Origin of the sequence: Jilunia laotingensis (genome assembly GCF_014385165.1) — a bacterium.
GTDB classification, from domain to species: Bacteria; Bacteroidota; Bacteroidia; order Bacteroidales; family Bacteroidaceae; genus Bacteroides; species Bacteroides laotingensis.
This window is the reverse complement of record NZ_JACRTF010000001.1, coordinates 3,661,912-3,679,919: the sequence shown is the minus strand read 5'-3', so window position 1 is coordinate 3,679,919 and position 18,008 is coordinate 3,661,912. Positions and strand designations below refer to the sequence as shown.

The window sequence follows — 18,008 nt, the reverse complement described above, 5'->3', positions numbered from 1 at the left end:
ACGAGCGTTTTAGGCGTTTTATACAGGGAGCGGTAAGCGAGACTCGAACTCGTGACCCTCAGCTTGGGAAGCTGATGCTCTACCAACTGAGCTACTACCGCATTACATTAAAATCATTTAAAATACGGATGCAAAGGTAGGGATTGTTTTGGAAAAAGCAAGGTTATAGGCAGAAAAAATGCAAGAAAAAAGAGAAATAGAAAATAATCATGTACATTTGCTTCCCGTAAAATAAAAGATACACATGAGACAAATTATACTCATCACCGGAGGAGCGCGCTCAGGGAAAAGCAGTTATGCCGAGAAACTGGCATTATCCCTTTCACCCAATCCGGTTTATATGGCTACATCGCGTATTTGGGATGAAGAATTTCGTCAAAGGGTACTCCGCCATCAGGCGAACAGGGGCCCGGAATGGACAAACATAGAGGAAGAAAAGGAACTGAGCCGCCATCAGCTGGAAGGACGGGTCATTCTGATCGATTGCGTGACATTATGGTGTACTAATTTCTTTTTCGACCTTGATGCAGATATCGATAAAGCACTAACAGCCGCTAAAGAAGAGTTTTCCCGTTTTACCAAGCAAAATGCTACCTTTATATTTGTTACGAATGAAATAGGTATGGGTGGTACCTCGGAGAATGAAGTTCAACGCAAGTTTACAGATATGCAGGGATGGATGAACCAGTACATTGCTGCACAAGCCGATAAGGTTATATTAATGGTTACCGGAATTCCGGTAAATGTTAAGTAACCGGGAATATAAATAAAAAGCGGGAAACCGATGGGTTGCATACTTTTCACTCACAAATAAAATAATAATTCTTATACTATTAAATAACGACCATGAAAACATTTAATATAACAAGTCCCGACAAAGCTATCCGTGAAGCACTTATTGACAAGATTAATAACTTGACGAAACCTAAAGGATCATTGGGCAGACTGGAGGAACTAGCCTTACAAATAGGATTGATACAGCAAACACTGAATCCTATGCTGAAAAATCCACAGAATATCATCTTCGCTGCCGATCACGGGATAGTTGACGAAGGAGTGAGCCTCTCGCCCAAAGAAATCACCTGGCAACAGATCAGCAATTTCCTGCATGGAGGTGCGGGAATTAATTTCCTTTGCCGGCAACATGGGTTTGAATTAAAGATTGTGGATGCCGGAGTAGATTATGACCTCCCTTACGAAAAGGGTATCATCGATATGAAAGTACGTAAAAGTACAAGAAATTATCTGCATGAAGCAGCCATGACAAAAGAAGAGATGGATCTCTGCATAGAACGCGGTGCAGAAATAGTACACCGTTCACACGAAGAGGGGTGCAACCTGATCAGTTTTGGCGAAATGGGTATAGGCAATACTTCGTCCTCTTCGATTTGGATGACTTGTTTTACAAATATCCCGTTGGAACAATGTGTTGGTGCCGGTAGCGGATTGGACAACGAAGGTATCCGTCATAAATATAATGTGCTGAAGCAAGCACTGGACAATTATCAAGGTGATCATAGCACAGAAGATATTCTCTGTTACTTCGGAGGTTTGGAAATGGTGATGGCAGTAGGTGCGATGCTTCAGGCGGCAGAACTTCACATGGTCATTCTGATAGATGGCTTTATCATGACTAACTGCATATTGGCTGCCTCCAAACTTTATCCCGAAGTGCTGGAATATGCTATTTTCGGACATTGCGGAGATGAATCCGGTCATAAATCAGTGCTTGATGCATTGGGGGTTAAACCATTATTAAACTTGGACTTACGTTTAGGCGAAGGGTCAGGGGCTATTTGTGCTTACCCCATCGTAGATTCTGCCGTACGTATGATTAATGAGATGGATAACTTTGCACATGCGTCTATTACGAAATACTTTTAGAGTGAGGGACGAAGAGTGAAAAACAAAAAGTGAAAAATGAAGAATAAAGAAGGAAAGATGGGTATTAAAAATAAGAACGAAAATCGGGTGCCATGAATCTATTAGCGGCTTTCATATTTTTTACAAGACTGCCTTTCTGGAGGTTGAAAGAAGTTCCGGCAAAGTGTTTTAAACATGTAGTGCCCTACTGGGCATTAACCGGGTGGCTGACTGGGGGTATAATGGTAGCCGTACTATGGTCGACAGCACAGGTTCTCCCCTATCCTGTGGCTATGTTAATGGCCCTGATAAGCCGTCTTTTGGTCACCGGGGCATTACATGAAGACGGATTGGCCGATTTTTTGGATGGCTTCGGTGGAGGAACTACCCGAGAACGGATTCTTTCTATCATGAAAGATTCGCATATCGGCAGCTACGGTGTTATCGGACTCATCCTCTATTTCCTGTTATCCTGGACAGTGCTTATATCCATCCCCTTACATCTGGCTTGCCTGATTCTGCTTACCGGAGATCCCTGGTGCAAATTTACTTCCTCCCAGCTTATCAACTATCTGCCGTATGCCCGTAAAGAAGAGGAAAGCAAAGCAAAAGTCGTATATAACAGGATGTCCTTACCGGAGTGGATCATCGGCTTCATCAGTGGCTCGGTGCCCTTCCTGTTCCTGTTACCGACTGATCTCTGGGGGGCAGGATTATTTCCTGTCGGGATATTGATCGGCCTTTGTTGGTTGATGAAACGGAAGTTAAAAGGTTATACGGGAGATTGCTGCGGGGCAATGTTCCTCATTAGCGAATTATCTTTTTATTTAGGAATAGTCATTTTTATGCAATGGAAATAACTCTTATCCGCCATACATCGGTCGATGTTCCCAAAGGCATCTGTTATGGGCAGACAGACGTTCCTTTGAAAGACAGTTTTGAGCAGGAAGCTGCCCTGACTGCCGAACAATTGAAAGATCAACGATTTGACAAGGTATATACGAGTCCCCTGAGCCGTTGCGCCCGTTTAGCCGATTATTGCGGCTACCCGGAAGCCATCCGTGACAAACGGCTCATGGAATTGAATTTCGGAGTCTGGGAGATGCAAAGATTTGATGAAATACGCGATCCCAGACTGGAAGAATGGTACAATGATTATTTCCATGTGGCAGCCACCGACGGAGAATCTTTTGGCATGCAAATGCAAAGGGTGTCTGAGTTTCTGGATGAATTAATGCACAGTAACCATCGGCGCGTTGCCGTTTTTGCCCACGGAGGCGTATTGATCTGTGCCCAAATCTACGCGGGAATTATTCCATTGGAAGAAGCCTTCCGTACTATTCCGGCTTATGGGGAAGTCATAAGAATAGAAATGCACAGGTCACCCGAACCACCATCGTCAATAAGACCATGATCGTTTCCGCCCGTTCATTGATGGAAACCGCCTTTTTCATATCTTCCGTAGTCAACAGGCGGTCATTATGACCGATATAGGGCTTCCAGACTTCTTCACCAAAATAGTTGTGCGGTCCTCCGAAACGGCATTTCAGAATCCCAGCCAAAGCCGCTTCCGGATAGCCGGAATTAGGACTGGCATGTTGCCTGCCATACTTCCGGACAAAAGAAAAAAGCGAAATGCGCCCACCGGCAATAACCATCAGAAAAGCGGTCAAACGGGCAGGCAGATAATTCGCCACATCATCGATACGCGCAGCCACCCTCCCGAAAAGAATATACCGTTGATTTTTATATCCAATCATCGAGTCGAGCGTATTCACCATCTTGTAGGCAAGCATACCGGGAATACCCAATAAAGCATACCAGAAAAGCGGTGCGATCACCCCATCGCTCAGATTCTCCGCCAACGTTTCAAGAGCGGCCGTACGTACTTCCTGTGCCGAAAGTTCCGAAGTATCCCTACCCACAATACGCGCTACCTGTTTCCGGCCTTCTTCCAAAGAACGGTCTACCGCCTCAAAGACCATCCTGACTTCACGGATCAATGTCGTACCTGCCAAACAATAGAATATAAGAATGACATTGACAAGAAACACAAGTATCAATAGCAGTCCCCCGTCTTTTGAACAAACGCTCAACAGCCAAGATAAAAATAAGTCCGTCGAAACGTAGACCAGTATAATATAAGTTATGGCCAATATGCCTCCTTTCAACCGCCTGTGATTACCGCGGTTCAAGAGATGTTCGCCACCAGAAATCATCTTGCCGAAAAGTACCACCGGATGAGGCAGCCACATAGGATCACCCCACAAACGATCGCACAACCAAGCAAACGCCAAAGGTAAAGCAACTATAATAAAAATAACAATCATCAACGGCAGCAACTCTTCCATCTTTCACCCTCCTTATCTGCTTCTAATGAATTAATATCAGATTTGAAACCACTTACCGATAGCTTCCACCAGCCGGTCGTTCTCCTCCGGAGTTTGCGTAGCTATACGGAAAAACCCCTCACTGAGTCCTTCAAAGTTGGATGCGTCCCGGATAAGAATGCCATGCTCATTCGCCAGATAATCTTTCAATGCCGATGCTTTGCCGAAGCGCAACCGGACAAGCATGAAATGAGTATCGGTAGGCCATACCTCAAGGCCGCCCAACGATTCAAGCTTGTGGCGCAGACGTGTACATTCCTTAAGATATTCCTCCATAGAGATAGCCCCCGGAATACCTTGGGACAATAGATACATTCCGGCTTCGATAGCCAGTCCGTTGACCGACCACGGCATCCGGTTCGTACGAATCCGGTAAAGCAATCCCGAATCGCCCGTTATATAACCGAGCCGCAGCCCCGGAATGGCATATCGTTTGGTCATGGAGTGCAACAAAAGTACATTCGGGAACTCCGCTGCCTCCACCGCGCTAAAAAGAGGCTGCAATGTGAAATATTCATAAGACTGGTCGATAACAAAACATACTTCGGAATGCGCCTTGATGTACTCCTTCAGATACTCCTTGTCACGCACCTCTCCCGTAGGATTGTTCGGATTGCACAACCACACCATGCGTACCTCTTCGGATAAAGTATCATCCAATGCATAAACAGAAGTCAACCGATGACCGTGCATCCGGCAAGCATCGGCATATTCGCTAAAGGTAGGCATCCAAATGGCAGTATTTGTTCCACGAAAAGTCTGGGCTATCAGATAGATAGCCTCCGTAGCCCCGTTGGTGACACAGACGGATGCCTCGGGAAGCCGATGCCGTTCCGCCAAACATCTCTCTAACGAGTAGGGTTCAGGTTCGGGATAGGACGATATCGCAGCCATACGATGGCTGAGATGGCAGTGCAGACCGGCAAGGTCAACCTTATTGTATACATTCGAACTAAAATTGCTCGTTATGGGCAATCGGTATTTATAGGAGTCGTCTCCGTGTCCTTCAATCATGGTCGGTAAGTATTTTATAGATCAACGGCATATCGACATGGCTTCGCACATGAGCCGCAAGTTTATTATATTGTTCCTCCTTGAATGCCCGGTAGTCGAACGGTGCGGCATCTGCCAACCGGTCGGCAAAGGGTCTGAGTAGAAAGTCCACGAAACCGGGATTGTCGAGAATGCCATGCACATACGTCCCCATGCAAGTTTGATCGACAAAGTATCCATCCTCCCTGCCATCGTCGAAACGGTTCAGAGGCGAGGGTGTCTCCAAAGGAACGGTTGCCCCCATATGGATTTCATACCCTTCGAGCAACGGTGAATCCCCCGTAGCATCCACCCGGCAATTCTCATGAAGCCGGAAACGAACCTGCCGGGTGATCTTATCCCCTTGCATCTTCGTTGTCACAGGCAGCAAACCAAGTCCGGGAAGACGGTCTATCTCACCCTCCACATGACCGGGGTCGCACACCTCGAGCCCCATCATCTGATAACCTCCACAAATGCCCATGACCGTAGCTCCTTCACGGTGGGCGCGAATGACAGCCTGAGCCACCCCGTTGCGTCGCAGCTCATAAAGGTCGTCAAGCGTACTTTTAGAACCGGGCAAAAGAATGATATCGGCTTTCATCAATTCGTCAACATTGTTAGTGTAGAAAAGGTGAACCCTCGGATCTAGCTCCAGCACATTAAAGTCCGTAAAATTGCTGAGATGGCGAAGAAGCACGACAGCCACATTCACTTTGCCATGCATGGCCTGAACCGATTTGGTTTGCAGCATCACCGAATCCTCCTCTTCGATATAGATATCCTTATAATAAGGAACTACTCCGACCACAGGTACATTACACAGCTCTTCCAGCATCTTCACTCCCGACTCAAACAGCCGGATATCCCCACGGAACTTATTGATCAGTATGCCTTTGATATGCTTCCTCTCTTCCGGTGTCAGCAGCATGACCGAACCATAGACACTGGCAAACACCCCTCCCCGGTCGATGTCGGCCACCAGGATCACGTCCGCACCGGCATGGATCGCCATCGGAAGGTTGACCAGATCGCTCTCCCGTAAATTTATCTCGGAAATGCTTCCGGCTCCTTCCATCACCACCGGGTTGTAGCGGGCGGCAAGACGGTCGAAAGCCGCATTGACCTGTCCACGCAACTCTTCACGTCCTTCACGCTGGAAATACTCATAGGCATTGCGATTGCCGATGGGGCGGCCATTGAGTACCACCTGTGAAGTATGATCCGAAGACGGTTTCAGCAGCAGAGGATTCATGTCCGTATGGCACGGTACGTTTGCAGCTTCAGCCTGTACGGCTTGGGCACGCCCTATCTCAAGACCTTCGGGAGTAGCATACGAATTTAATGCCATATTCTGAGCCTTGAAGGGTGCAGGCTGATAGCCGTCCTGCAAAAAGATACGGCAGAAAGCAGCAGCAATGATGCTTTTACCGACATCGCTGCCTGTTCCGGCAAACATAATAGGATGTAGTCGTTTCATTTTTCTGGGTTTTGCGGTGACAAATGTAGCGAGAATAATTAAGAATCACACCCTTGCAAGGCAACTTTGCATCCTTTCAAAGCAACCTTGTACAACAGAAGTTATAAACCTAGAGACCTTAGCTCACGATGGAAGCATGTTAAACATGGGGGTGTTTCGCAGTGAGACACCCCCATGTCTCGCAGTCAGACATCCCCATGTTTCGCAGTGAGACACCCCCATGTTTAACAAGCTACCTTCCAAAGGAAGCCTCTCCGTCCTATCACCCTAGCGGACTGACCTCTACGGGGAATACCCTCCGGCCTTTCACCCCGCAACATTCGCCTAACTGAACAATCCTCTTTTTTATCTGTTACAATCTGACGAAATAAACGAATAACTGAATATGAACCTAAACCAACGAATCCTCTTTTTTGTGCTGTCGGTAGCCTCGATCGTCCCGGTGGCAGCACAGGAAAATCTGAGCTTTGACCAGGCACTCAATCTACTGCATGACGGCAACCAAAGCCTGAAAATTGCAGATAAGGGCATCGAGATCGCCAAAAGCGAACGTGGAAAGCTGAATGCCTTCTGGTATCCGAGCTTGCAATCCACGGGTGCCTTTGTGCATCTTTCCGAGAAGATCGAGGTGAAGCAACCCTTGTCGGAATTTACCGATCCTGCAAAAGACTTTGTACACAGCATCATTCCGGATGACAAGATCATCAGCGGCATACTCGACCAGATCGGAGCAAACACGCTGGTCTTTCCGCTGGCCCCACGCAACCTGACAACGGTGGATCTGACTGCCGAATGGGTACTCTTCTCCGGTGGTAAACGTTTCCATGCCACCAAGATAGGAAACACGATGGTAGACCTCGCCCGCGAAAGCCGGGCACAAGTGGATGCCACGCAACGAACCTTGCTGGCAGAAAGTTATTACGGGCTACGGCTTGCCCGGGAAATTGTGGCGGTACGCGAAGAGGCTTACCGCGGATTGGAAAAACATTATGAGAATGCCGTCAAACTGGAAGCTACCGGAATGATAGACAAAGCGGCACGCCTTTTTGCACAAGTCAACAGGGACGAAGCCAAACGGGAACTTGAAGCGGCACGGAAAGAAGAGGCCGTTGTGCAAAACGCCTTGAAGACCTTATTGAACCGCGAAGGGGAAAGCATGGACATCGCTCCCTCCTCCCCTCTGTTCATCAACGACTCGATTCCACCGAAAATGGAGTTCATCCTTGCAATGAACACCAGCAATTACCTGGTCAATCAACTGAACTTGCAAGAACACATGTCAAGGCAACAGTTAAAAATAGACCGGAGTGGCTATATGCCCAACATTGCCCTGTTCGGCAAACAAACTCTTTACTCGCATGGCATCCAGAGCAATCTTGTGCCGAGAACGATGATCGGAGTAGGTTTCACATGGAATCTGTTCGACGGGTTGGAAAGGGAGAAACGCATCCGCCAGTCCAAACTGACCAGCCAAACGCTAGCACTGGGGCAAGCAAAGGCAAAAGATGATCTTGCCGTAGGCGTGGACAAGCTCTACAGCCAGATGCAAAAAGCCCAGGACAACGTGCGGGCACTGAATACCACCATCGAATTGAGTGAAGAGCTGGTACGGATGCGGAAAAAAGCGTTCGCAGAAGGGATGGCCACATCGACGGAGGTAGTAGATGCCGAAACGATGCTGGCAAAAGTGAAGGTACTGCGGCTGGCAGCTTACTACGAATATGACGTGGCATTGATGAATCTGCTAGCTCTGTGCGGCACTCCGGAACAGTTCAGCAGTTATGAACAACAAGCAATAACAAAATCTTAAACCTTACAAATAATGGAACAGAATAGAAAAAGTCTAAGTATCGCCTTTGTCGTAGTACTTATTGCCGTCGTGCTGTTTACCGCCATCGGCATGATACTCATGAGGAAACAACCGCTCGTCCTGCAGGGACAAGCCGAGGCGACCGAAATACGGATCAGCGGAAAACTGCCTGGACGCATCGACACCTTTCTGGTGAAAGAAGGCGAATGGGTGAAACAAGGCGATACGCTAGTAGTGATCAACAGCCCGACAGTGGAGGCGAAATACCGTCAACTCGACGCGCTGGAACAAGTGGCGGTGCAGCAAAACAAAAAGATCGATGCCGGTACGCGCCGTCAAATCATTGCTACCGCACAGCAACTCTGGAACAAAACCAAGAGTGACTTGTCATTGGCACAAACCACCTACAACCGCATCCTTACCTTATATAGAGACAGTGTTGTCACTTCACAAAGAAAAGATGAAGTCGAGGCGCTTTATAAATCGGCAGTCGCAGCCGAACGCGCTGCCCACGAACAGTACCAGATGGCGGTGGATGGTGCGCAGATAGAAGATAAGGAATCGGCTCGCAGCATGGTCAATGCCGCACGCAGCACGGTGGAAGAAGTCACCTCCCTGCTTGTCGATTCTCGGCTGACGGCACCCGAAGACGGGCAAATAGCCACCATCTTCCCGAAACGGGGGGAACTGGTTGCCCCGGGAACCCCGATCATGAACCTCGTAGTGATGAGCGACGTACACGCTGTGCTTAACGTCCGCGAAGACCTGATGCCACATTTCAGCATGGGCGGAAAGTTCAAAGCCGATGTACCTGCCATTGCCAAGAAAGGGGTGGAGTTCGAAATTTACTATATCAGTCCGCTAGGTAGCTTTGCCACGTGGAAGTCAACAAAGCAAACAGGCAGTTACGACTTACAGACCTTCGAGATACACGCACGTCCCACGACAACGGTTGACGGGTTACGCCCCGGCATGTCGGTATTGCTGACATTGGAGGAATAAGAAATGAACTATACTTCACAACCAGATACCCGTTATTCACCTTTCCGCGCTGTTCTCCTCCGAGAGTGGACGCGGATGACTTCACGTCGCCTGTACTTTGGTGTCTGCATTGTCCTGCCGTTATTCACCATCTTCTTCATGGCCACCATCTTCGGCAACGGACAAATGGAGAACATCCCGATCGGTATTGTCGATCAGGACAACACAGCGACTTCCAGAAACATTGCACGGAACATTTCTGCCGTACCGACCTTCAAAGTGACCCGGCATTTCGTCAACGAAGCTGCCGCCCGCGAAGCCGTGCAACGCAAGGAGATTTACGGATACCTTTCCATTCCTCCCCGTTTTGAGCAGGATGCCGTGACAGGAAAAGATGCCACGCTCTCCTATTATTACCATTATGCTTTGCTCTCCGTGGGAGGCGAACTGATGGCAGCTTTTGAGACGGCATTGGCTCCGGTGGCACTCTCGCCTATTGCCATGCAAGCAGTGGCATTGGGGGTGAACGAGAATCAGATAGAGACATTCCTACTGCCCATACAAGCCAACAACCACCCGATATACAATCCTTCACTGGACTATTCGGTTTATCTGAGCCAGCCTTTCTTTTTTGTTCTGTTTCAGGTGATTGTCCTTCTTGTCATGGTCTATGCCGTAGGTAGCGAGATAAAATTCCGCACCGGAGATGACTGGTTGTCAACGGCACGAGGAAACATGGTCACTGCCATACTCGGCAAGTTCCTACCCTACACCGTCATATTCAGCTTGATGGCTATCCTGGGCAATTATGTCATGTTCGGTATCCTTCACATTCCATTCCACGGAAGTTGGTTGTTGATGAACGGCATGTCCGTACTCTTTGTCATCGCCACACAATCGTTGGCATTGTTTATCTTTTCACTCTTTCCGGCAGTGGCAATAATCATCAGCATCGTTTCGATGATCGGTTCGTTGGGAGCCACGCTTTCGGGCGTTACCTTCCCCGTACCCAACATGTATCCGCTGGTACGTGATGCCTCGTACCTCTTCCCGGTACGCCACTTTACGGAATTAGTACAAACCATGCTCTACTCCGGTGGCGGATTCATCCACGTCTGGCCTTCGGCAGTGATACTTTGTATCTTCCCTTTGCTGGCACTGGCGATGCTTCCACATCTGAAACGAGCTATAATCAGTCATAAGTATGAAAATATCCACTAATAAACTCTCGCAAATATCGCTCATCATCGCTCGCGAATTCCGTGCCATCAGTACCAGTTACGCTGTATTATTGGTGCTGATGGGCGGTATTTTCGTGTACGGGTTGCTCTACAATTACATGTATGCACCTAATATCGTGACGGATGCTCCGGTAGCCGTAGTCGATAATTCCCGCAGCAGCCTGAGCCGCCAGTTCATCCGCTGGCTCAATGCAACGCCACAGATCAGTGTCTATGCCCAAGCAGAGGATTACCGGGAGGCAAAGGAGTGGATGAAAGAAGGTGATGTGCAAGGCATCATATACATTCCCTATGATTTTGAGAAACGGGTGTTTCAGGGAGAGGAAGCTGTATTCTCGCTCTATGCCACGACAGATGCTTTTCTGTATTTTGAGGCTCTGCAAGAAGCCTCATCGCGGGTGATGCTTGCCGTAAACGATGCCTACCGCCCGGACGGTGCCCTCTTTCTGCCACCGCAAGGTCTGTTGGCTATCGCCATGGCCAAGCCGATCAACGTGTCCGGTACACCGCTTTACAATGTCACCGAAGGTTATGGATCTTACCTGATCCCTGCCGTGATGATGGTCATTATCTTTCAGACATTGCTCATGGTAATCGGCATGCTGACGGGAGACGAATATCAAGACGGAAGCCTCCGCCAATATGCCGGTACCAAAGGGCAATGGGGCACTGCCATGCGCCTCGTTGCCGGCAAAACATTTGTCTACATAGGGCTATATGCCATCTTCGCTTTATTCCTACTGGGATTGCTCCCTCACTTTTTCAGCATCCCCAATATCGGCAGCGGACTTGACATCTTCATCATGCTCATCCCCTACTTGTTGGCTACCAGCTTTTTCGGACTTGCCGTCTCGCGGTGGTTCACCGATTCGGAAGCTCCTTTACTGATGATCGCCTTTTTCTCTGTCGGGCTGATTTTCCTTTCCGGTGTCTCTTATCCCCTGGAACTGATGCCATGGTATTGGCGTGCCGCGCACTATGTGATACCTGCCGCACCCGGTACACTTGCCTTTGTGAAAATAAACTCGATGGATGCAAGCATGGCTGACATCCGGCCGGAGTATATCACGTTGTGGGTACAGACCATCGTCTACTTCCTGTTGGCAGTGTGGGTATATAGGCTGAAACTGGCTGCTTCTGCACGGAGGCTCTTAACCGGTGACAAGAATATACCTGAGGAAAATATAAACAAACAATAAACTTCATTAACCGGGCAAACTATACGCCCCGGCAGTTGTATATAATAGCGTAAACCAATTAAAACTGAAAGAATATGGATGATGTTGTAAACAGAAATGTACCGATAGCCGAAGAAAATCTATTCCCGAATGACCATCCTGCAAAGGATATGTTTGGAGATTGGAGTAGTGATGTGTCCGAAACCATCGACGATACACAGGAAGACATAAAGAAGCTTTCTCCTGAAGAGCGTGAGAAACGCCTGAAAGAGATGGACGAAATCGTAAAGAAGGATTTGGAGTAATTTCACTTACTCCACCCTCTTCCGTTTATAAGCAAAAGCCTGCCAACGATCTTCCGGCCACTCCTGTTGTTGCAGGTCATAGCGTGCCATAACGAAGAATAAGTCCGACAGGCGGTTTATAAACTTCAAAACCTCCTCTTCCACCGGATCCATCCGGTTCAAAGTCCAAAGTCTCCGTTCCGCACGGCGCGCTACGGTACGTGCAAATTGTAATTGCGCGGCAACAGGTGTTCCACCGGGAAGAAGGAAGTAGTCGTTATCCGTAAGCTGCCGGGTCATCCGATCCATTTCGTCCTCGCAATAAGCAACAAGGTCGAACGAATATGAATTGGGATTTTGTCCCCGCAAAGCCGACGGGGTAGCCACGCGGCTCATCACCACCATCAATTCCCGTTGAAGCGTATGCAGCATCTTTTGCCATTCATGCTCCGCGGAAAGAAGTGAACGGACAATACCGATGATGGCATTCAGTTCATCAAGCGTCCCATTAGCTTCGATACGTATATCGTCTTTTTCTACCCGTTCACCCCCGTGAATTCCCGTATATCCGCAGTCTCCCGTTCGTGTATAGATTCGTTTCATATTTCACAATTCGTATTGTACTTCAATTCGTTTTATTCCCCAAAAAGTTTTAATAGATCAATCTCACCCCAATAGAGATGGGTATAGCTCGCTATCACATTCTTATACCGGAAAATGGGCGTATCCACCGGTCTGCCTTTGGCACTATATACTTGGACAACAGATGATAATGCAGTTTGAGCCATCTGTGTATAATGGAATTCATGTCCGCGAAGCAACTGTCCGTTGTACTCAAACTGACGATAACCCAACTTCAGTTTACAATTTTCCGCATCGATATCGATAGGCAATACACCCGTCATCCGCATCTGCGAACCGCGTTGCCGGACGGTATTCGAAAGATATATCATTCCACCGCACTCGCCAAGTATCCTTCCACCGCTCTCCGCATAATCAGCAACAGACTTCAACAGGGCATGATTCTTGCAAAGTACTTCCATGTTTTTTTCGGGATATCCCCCCGGCAGATATAAAAGATCGGTTTCCTGGGGAATTTCATGATCCGACTCCGGATCGATAAAAGTCACACGGCCCATGCCTTGCAATATATCCAAATGTTCCTGATAAATAAAAGTAAAGGATTCTTTGTTACGGGCTACCACAATATTCCAGTTCGTACTCTCTTGAAAAGCGATCTTCCCATCATTCCCATTCCAAGGAGTGAACGGGCAGGTACACTTCTGCAACAATGCGTCGAAATCTATGTTTTCACGGATAATGGTTTCCAGATGCAGCTTATCTTTAGATTCGAGTTTGTCCTCCCTGACATCCAATCCCAAATACCTTTCATTGACATCCAAGCTATCATCCTTAGGGATACAACCGAAGCACTCTACTCCGGTATCCGCACACGCTTCCCGAAGTATTGCGGCATGGCTTGCAGAACCCACCTTATTAAATAGAACTCCCGCCAGATGCACCCTCGGATCGAACGTATCATAACCATTGATCAGTGCTGCAACAGAATAGGCGGAAGAACGAGCATCTACCACCAATATAACGGGCAAATCCAACAGTCCCGCTATCTCAGCACTCGATCCACGCGAACGGTCATAACCATCGAACATCCCCATCATCCCTTCCAAGACACAGACATCCGCATCGGAACCATAGTGTGCATACAGCTCGCGCACATGACTTCCTGATGCCATAAATGTATCCAGATTAACCGATGCCCGACCGTTACAAACAGAGGTGTGAAATTTCGTATCGATGTAATCGGGACCGCACTTGAAGGGCTGCACCTTCATGCCTCTTTGTGCCAAGACTGCCATAATTCCACGGGCAACCGTAGTCTTACCGCAACCCGAAGTCGGTGCGGCAATCAAAAACTGGGGTATAACTCTATTCTGCATTGGGTAGTGTTTAGTCAGGACAAAGATATACATCCTTTGGGAATATTCGGTATCTTTATCTTTCTTAATTCAAAACACCCCTTCCCATCAAAACTAAAATAATTTATTATTAACTTCTGTTGTATTTCTCATTATTCTTCCTACCTTTGTCCCGGATTTAGTAACCGGACTATCACATAGTTCGGTGAAAGGGAATCCGGTGCGAAACCGGAGCTGTACCTGCAGCTGTAATCCTCATGAAGTTGATTGGATGATCAATGCCACTGTTTCAGTAAATGAGACGGGAAGGTTTCCAATCAGAGGAGAGCCAGAAGACCTGCTAAGTCATTAAACCGAAACACGGGACTTCCAGGAACAGAAGTTGTGTCCATACCAAATTGCGCTTTGTATCCGCAAATTTTCTGTGGCCTCTCCTCTTGAGGGATTTTCTCTGTTTCATTTTAGTATATGAATAAAATGAAGCATCCGATGAAATATCTATTACCCGTTCTCTTATTGATGGGAACAGAATCGCTTTGTGCGCAAAGCATACTTAATAAAGACAAAGAACTGTCCGTTTCACTTGGTGAAGTGGTTGTAACAGGTACTGGAACCGAACATTACCTTAAAGACGCTCCCGTACAGACCGAAGTCATTACGGGCAAAGCACTCGACAACTACCAGGGACGAAGCATTGATGATCTGTTGGGCGGGCTTTGCGCTTCCCTCAGTTTCAACAGCAATGATATGGGAAGCAACATCCAGCTGAACGGACTCAACAACGACTACATCCTTATCCTCATCAACGGACGCCGCATCAATGGTGACAATGGCGGGCAAAACGATCTGAACCTCATCAATGTAGCCAATATCGAACGGATCGAAATAGTGAAAGGTGCCGCCTCCTCGCTCTACGGATCGGATGCCATAGCCGGAGTCATCAACATCATTACCAAAAAGAACAAAGACAAATTCAGCGCATCCAACAACACGCGCATAGGAAGTTACGGAGATGTCAACCAATACAATCAGATCGGATTTAAAAATAAGAAGTGGAATTCAAACACTAGTTTCAGCGTAAAACATACGGACGGTTGGCGCAATACAGACCTCGAGTATTACCATTATGAACTCCGCGAAGGAACCGTCACCCGAACCGTAAACCGGAACACCAATTTCAATCTGCGTGAGGAGTTGACTTACAAGGTGAACAAGAAACTGACATTAGGAGCTGATGCCTCCTATTATCAAAAGAATATGTACCGCTTGAGAGGAGCCTACAAATATGCATTGAACGACTACTTTTACCGCAATCAAAGCTATGGAGCCAACGCCCGTTACAATCTTTCAGGATACAATTACCTGAGCGCTGAGGTTTCATACGACCGTTATCAATATTATTACGATTATACCGCCCGTGAGATCACCGATGATTTCGACAAGGAAACAGGAAGGCGAATCACCCACTACCCGGGTGATCGCATTTTGCAAACTCAGCAGCAACAGGTACTGGCACTCGTGAAAGGAGTGTTCTATCTGACGGAGAAAAATATCCTGAGCGTAGGTTTGGAACACAAACATGATTTCCTGAAAGCCCCCCACCGTATCGAATCGGAAGATGCCAGCGTCTTTACCAGTTCCGTATACGCGCAAGACGAATGGGACTTTACCGAACGCTTCAACGTCACCGCTGGTGTACGTGCCGTTTATCACAAAGAGTTCGGTGCCAAGCTGACTCCCAAAGTATCCGCTTTATACAAATTGGGGGACTTCAATCTGCGAGGCACTTACTCCTACGGCTTCAAGGCTCCTACCCTGAAAGAACTGTACTACAATTATGTGGGAAATATGATGAATAAACTCAAATCATATTATGGCAACAAAGACCTGAAACCACAGACATCCAACTATGGTGCCGTAAGTGTGGAATACAATCTTCCGAAATTCCGGATGAGCGTGACCGGATATTACAACCGGATAAAGGATATGATCGAATTGACCCCTATCCCCATACCTGCCGAAGATAAATTCCTAGAAGTGCAGGAAGCCAAACAGTATAAAAATCTGGCAAAGGCACGTTCCTTCGGGGCAGATGTCGATTTAAGCTATCAAATACTGCCGTCACTGACCGTCAGCGGAAGCTACAGCTATGTAGATGCACAAGCGCAGTACGCAGGCGATCCCAGTGATGCCAATTACATGAAATATGTTCCCATAAACGGTTCATCCAAGCACAACGCTACTTGGAAAGCCAACTGGGGGCACGGTTGGAAACTCTACCAACTGGATGTAAGCATTTACGGAAAGTATCAATCAACCCGTTATTATCTGACCGACGGAAATGGTGACGGCTATCAAACCTGGCGCATCAACACATCACATTCCGTACTGAACACTAAAAAATGGAAACTGAACATAAATGCCGGCATAGATAATATTTTCAATTACGTCGACCGGACACCTTTCGGATGGAATCACGGTTCTACCACCCCCGGACGTACTTACTACGCTTCCGTCACTGTGAAATTTCAAAACAATTCCAAATAACCCTATTATTAAACAATTGAAGTATGAAACAAATGAAGTATTACCTGATGGCAGCCATGATGCTCGCCACAAGTGCAGGATTTACCTCCTGCGGTGATGACGATGAAGACAACACTACCAACCCGGTAGAAGCCCTGGCTCGTGATAGCAAAACAAAAAACACGGCAATCTTGCTGTGTACTTTTGGAAGTACGTATGAGGAATCGGTTAAAACATACGAAGCCATTGAGAAAGATTTTAAAGATAAATACGGCAGTGTTGCCGATATTTATTTATCCTTTACCTCACGTACCTGCGTGAACCGTGTGTATGAATCCACCGGCATCGACCGCGTTGAGCCTGACTATTGGTTGGAAGCATTGGGCAAAGCCGGTTATGAGAGAGTAGCCGTACAGTCATTGCATGTGATCCCGGGTGAAGAGTATGCTAGTCTGATGGGTACGGACGTGAAAAAGAAATTCATGATCGAAAAGTTCCCCCATGTGAAAGTGTTGAAAAGCCCGAACTTATTAAGCGATGACGAGGATGTGGAAAAAGTGGCTCAGTACTTGTACGATGATTACCAGAAGGAATTGGCAGATAAAAAGAACATCGTATTATTCATGGGGCACGGCAATCCAGACGGAGTATACCAACACGCCAACGACATGTATACAAAAGTAGAAAACAGTTTGCAGACGAAAGCCATCAACAAGAACGTATTCGTGGGAACCGTAGACTACGGAAGCATGTTGTTCTGCCCCGAAGACTGGAAATCAGACGAAATGAATCCGAGAGACATGGCAGATACCTATATCTACAAAAAACTTATCAACTACGTAAACGGTGGCAAATTCAGTGATTACACCATTTATCTGGTTCCGTTCATGTCCATTGCCGGTGACCATGCACACAATGACATGTGGGGACAAGACGAAGAGAAAGTTGATGCCGTGCCGGAAGCCGATTGCAGTTGGAGACAGAAACTCGAAAAGATGGGTTTCAACATCAATACTTCTGAAGAAAGTCATAAAGACAGCTACAAGAACTGTACCATCAAAGGGCTGGGCGACAGAGCCAACATCCGCGCCATCTGGTTGCAACACATGACGGAAAGATGGAATGACGAAGATGAGTGGACAACCGGAGAAGATTACCAATAATCAATAACTATTCCTACGAGTAAGTGATAAGTGATTAATACGCTAAAAGAACAAAAATGTCTTGATGGTTAATCACTTATCACTTCTTATTTATACTAATAATCATTCATATATATAGATTTA

General features: G+C 47.2%; 16 protein-coding genes, 1 tRNA gene and 1 riboswitch. Of the genes, 11 read left to right on the top strand and 6 right to left on the bottom strand.

The genetic code is table 11. The features are described 5' to 3' along the window. Positions 1–28: 28 nt before the first annotated feature. Positions 29–101 (bottom strand) — tRNA-Gly (locus H8744_RS14220). A 143-nt stretch (positions 102–244) separates the two neighbouring features. Between H8744_RS14220 and cobU the strand changes: the two genes are divergently transcribed. The 4 genes from cobU (at position 245) to cobC (ending at position 3,277) form a co-directional block, all read left to right on the top strand. Beyond that, positions 245–754, top strand: a complete 510-nt coding sequence (cobU, locus tag H8744_RS14215) for a bifunctional adenosylcobinamide kinase/adenosylcobinamide-phosphate guanylyltransferase (protein ID WP_262435461.1) — start codon at positions 245–247, stop codon at positions 752–754. Between the two features lie 92 nt (positions 755–846). Continuing rightward, entirely contained in the window at positions 847–1,884 is a 1,038-nt protein-coding gene (gene cobT / locus H8744_RS14210; protein ID WP_262435460.1) for a nicotinate-nucleotide--dimethylbenzimidazole phosphoribosyltransferase, read from the top strand. A 92-nt stretch (positions 1,885–1,976) separates the two neighbouring features. Continuing rightward, entirely contained in the window at positions 1,977–2,723 is a 747-nt protein-coding gene (locus H8744_RS14205) for an adenosylcobinamide-GDP ribazoletransferase (protein WP_262435459.1), read from the top strand. After that, on the top strand, positions 2,714–3,277 hold the full coding sequence (gene cobC, locus H8744_RS14200) for an alpha-ribazole phosphatase (RefSeq protein ID WP_262435458.1): 564 nt from the start codon (positions 2,714–2,716) through the stop codon (positions 3,275–3,277). Before H8744_RS14205 ends, cobC begins: the two co-directional genes overlap by 10 nt. Here the strand turns inward: cobC and cbiB are convergent. The 3 genes from cbiB to H8744_RS14185 are packed head-to-tail and all read right to left on the bottom strand — an operon-like array spanning position 3,222 to position 6,765. Beyond that, the gene (cbiB, locus tag H8744_RS14195; protein WP_262435457.1) at positions 3,222–4,214 is read right to left on the bottom strand and encodes an adenosylcobinamide-phosphate synthase CbiB; all 993 of its coding nucleotides are present in this window, start codon (positions 4,212–4,214) and stop codon (positions 3,222–3,224) included. The genes cobC and cbiB overlap by 56 nt on opposite strands. Before the next feature lie 36 nt (positions 4,215–4,250). Then, positions 4,251–5,267, bottom strand: a complete 1,017-nt coding sequence (locus H8744_RS14190) for a threonine-phosphate decarboxylase (RefSeq protein ID WP_262435456.1) — start codon at positions 5,265–5,267, stop codon at positions 4,251–4,253. Continuing rightward, on the bottom strand, positions 5,260–6,765 hold the full coding sequence (locus tag H8744_RS14185; protein WP_262435455.1) for a cobyric acid synthase: 1,506 nt from the start codon (positions 6,763–6,765) through the stop codon (positions 5,260–5,262). The genes H8744_RS14190 and H8744_RS14185 overlap by 8 nt, the downstream gene beginning before the upstream one ends. A gap of 385 nt (positions 6,766–7,150) precedes the next feature. On the opposite strand from H8744_RS14185, the gene H8744_RS14180 reads away from it, so the two are divergent. The 5 genes from H8744_RS14180 to H8744_RS14160 all read left to right on the top strand — a co-directional run bounded on the left by H8744_RS14180 (position 7,151) and on the right by H8744_RS14160 (position 12,280). Continuing rightward, a complete protein-coding gene (locus tag H8744_RS14180) occupies positions 7,151–8,575 on the top strand; it encodes a TolC family protein (protein ID WP_262435454.1) in 1,425 nt (474 codons plus the stop codon). Between the two features lie 12 nt (positions 8,576–8,587). Beyond that, the gene (locus tag H8744_RS14175) at positions 8,588–9,577 is read left to right on the top strand and encodes an HlyD family secretion protein (RefSeq protein WP_305067382.1); all 990 of its coding nucleotides are present in this window, start codon (positions 8,588–8,590) and stop codon (positions 9,575–9,577) included. Positions 9,578–9,580: 3 nt separating this feature from the next. Next, positions 9,581–10,777, top strand: coding sequence for an ABC transporter permease (locus tag H8744_RS14170; RefSeq protein ID WP_262435453.1), 1,197 nt, complete (start codon positions 9,581–9,583; stop codon positions 10,775–10,777). Next, positions 10,761–11,996 carry an ABC transporter permease gene (locus tag H8744_RS14165; protein WP_262435452.1) on the top strand — a complete coding sequence of 412 codons (1,236 nt, stop codon included), beginning with the start codon at positions 10,761–10,763 and terminating at the stop codon, positions 11,994–11,996. Before H8744_RS14170 ends, H8744_RS14165 begins: the two co-directional genes overlap by 17 nt. Before the next feature lie 74 nt (positions 11,997–12,070). After that, positions 12,071–12,280, top strand: coding sequence for a hypothetical protein (locus H8744_RS14160; protein ID WP_262435451.1), 210 nt, complete (start codon positions 12,071–12,073; stop codon positions 12,278–12,280). 6 nt (positions 12,281–12,286) lie between these two features. Here the strand turns inward: H8744_RS14160 and H8744_RS14155 are convergent, their stop codons facing one another. Together H8744_RS14155 and H8744_RS14150 are read right to left on the bottom strand one after the other, a co-directional pair. Continuing rightward, positions 12,287–12,862, bottom strand: coding sequence for a cob(I)yrinic acid a,c-diamide adenosyltransferase (locus tag H8744_RS14155; protein WP_262435450.1), 576 nt, complete (start codon positions 12,860–12,862; stop codon positions 12,287–12,289). Positions 12,863–12,894: 32 nt separating this feature from the next. Further along, positions 12,895–14,217, bottom strand: a complete 1,323-nt coding sequence (locus tag H8744_RS14150) for a cobyrinic acid a,c-diamide synthase CobB (RefSeq protein ID WP_262435449.1) — start codon at positions 14,215–14,217, stop codon at positions 12,895–12,897. A gap of 141 nt (positions 14,218–14,358) precedes the next feature. Continuing rightward, a riboswitch (cobalamin riboswitch) is annotated at positions 14,359–14,555 on the top strand. 130 nt (positions 14,556–14,685) lie between these two features. On the opposite strand from H8744_RS14150, the gene H8744_RS14145 reads away from it, so the two are divergent. Both H8744_RS14145 and H8744_RS14140 read left to right on the top strand, forming a co-directional pair. Then, the gene (locus H8744_RS14145) at positions 14,686–16,743 is read left to right on the top strand and encodes a TonB-dependent receptor plug domain-containing protein (protein WP_262435448.1); all 2,058 of its coding nucleotides are present in this window, start codon (positions 14,686–14,688) and stop codon (positions 16,741–16,743) included. Between the two features lie 23 nt (positions 16,744–16,766). Continuing rightward, the gene (locus H8744_RS14140; protein ID WP_262435447.1) at positions 16,767–17,885 is read left to right on the top strand and encodes a sirohydrochlorin cobaltochelatase; all 1,119 of its coding nucleotides are present in this window, start codon (positions 16,767–16,769) and stop codon (positions 17,883–17,885) included. Positions 17,886–18,008: the final 123 nt, after the last annotated feature.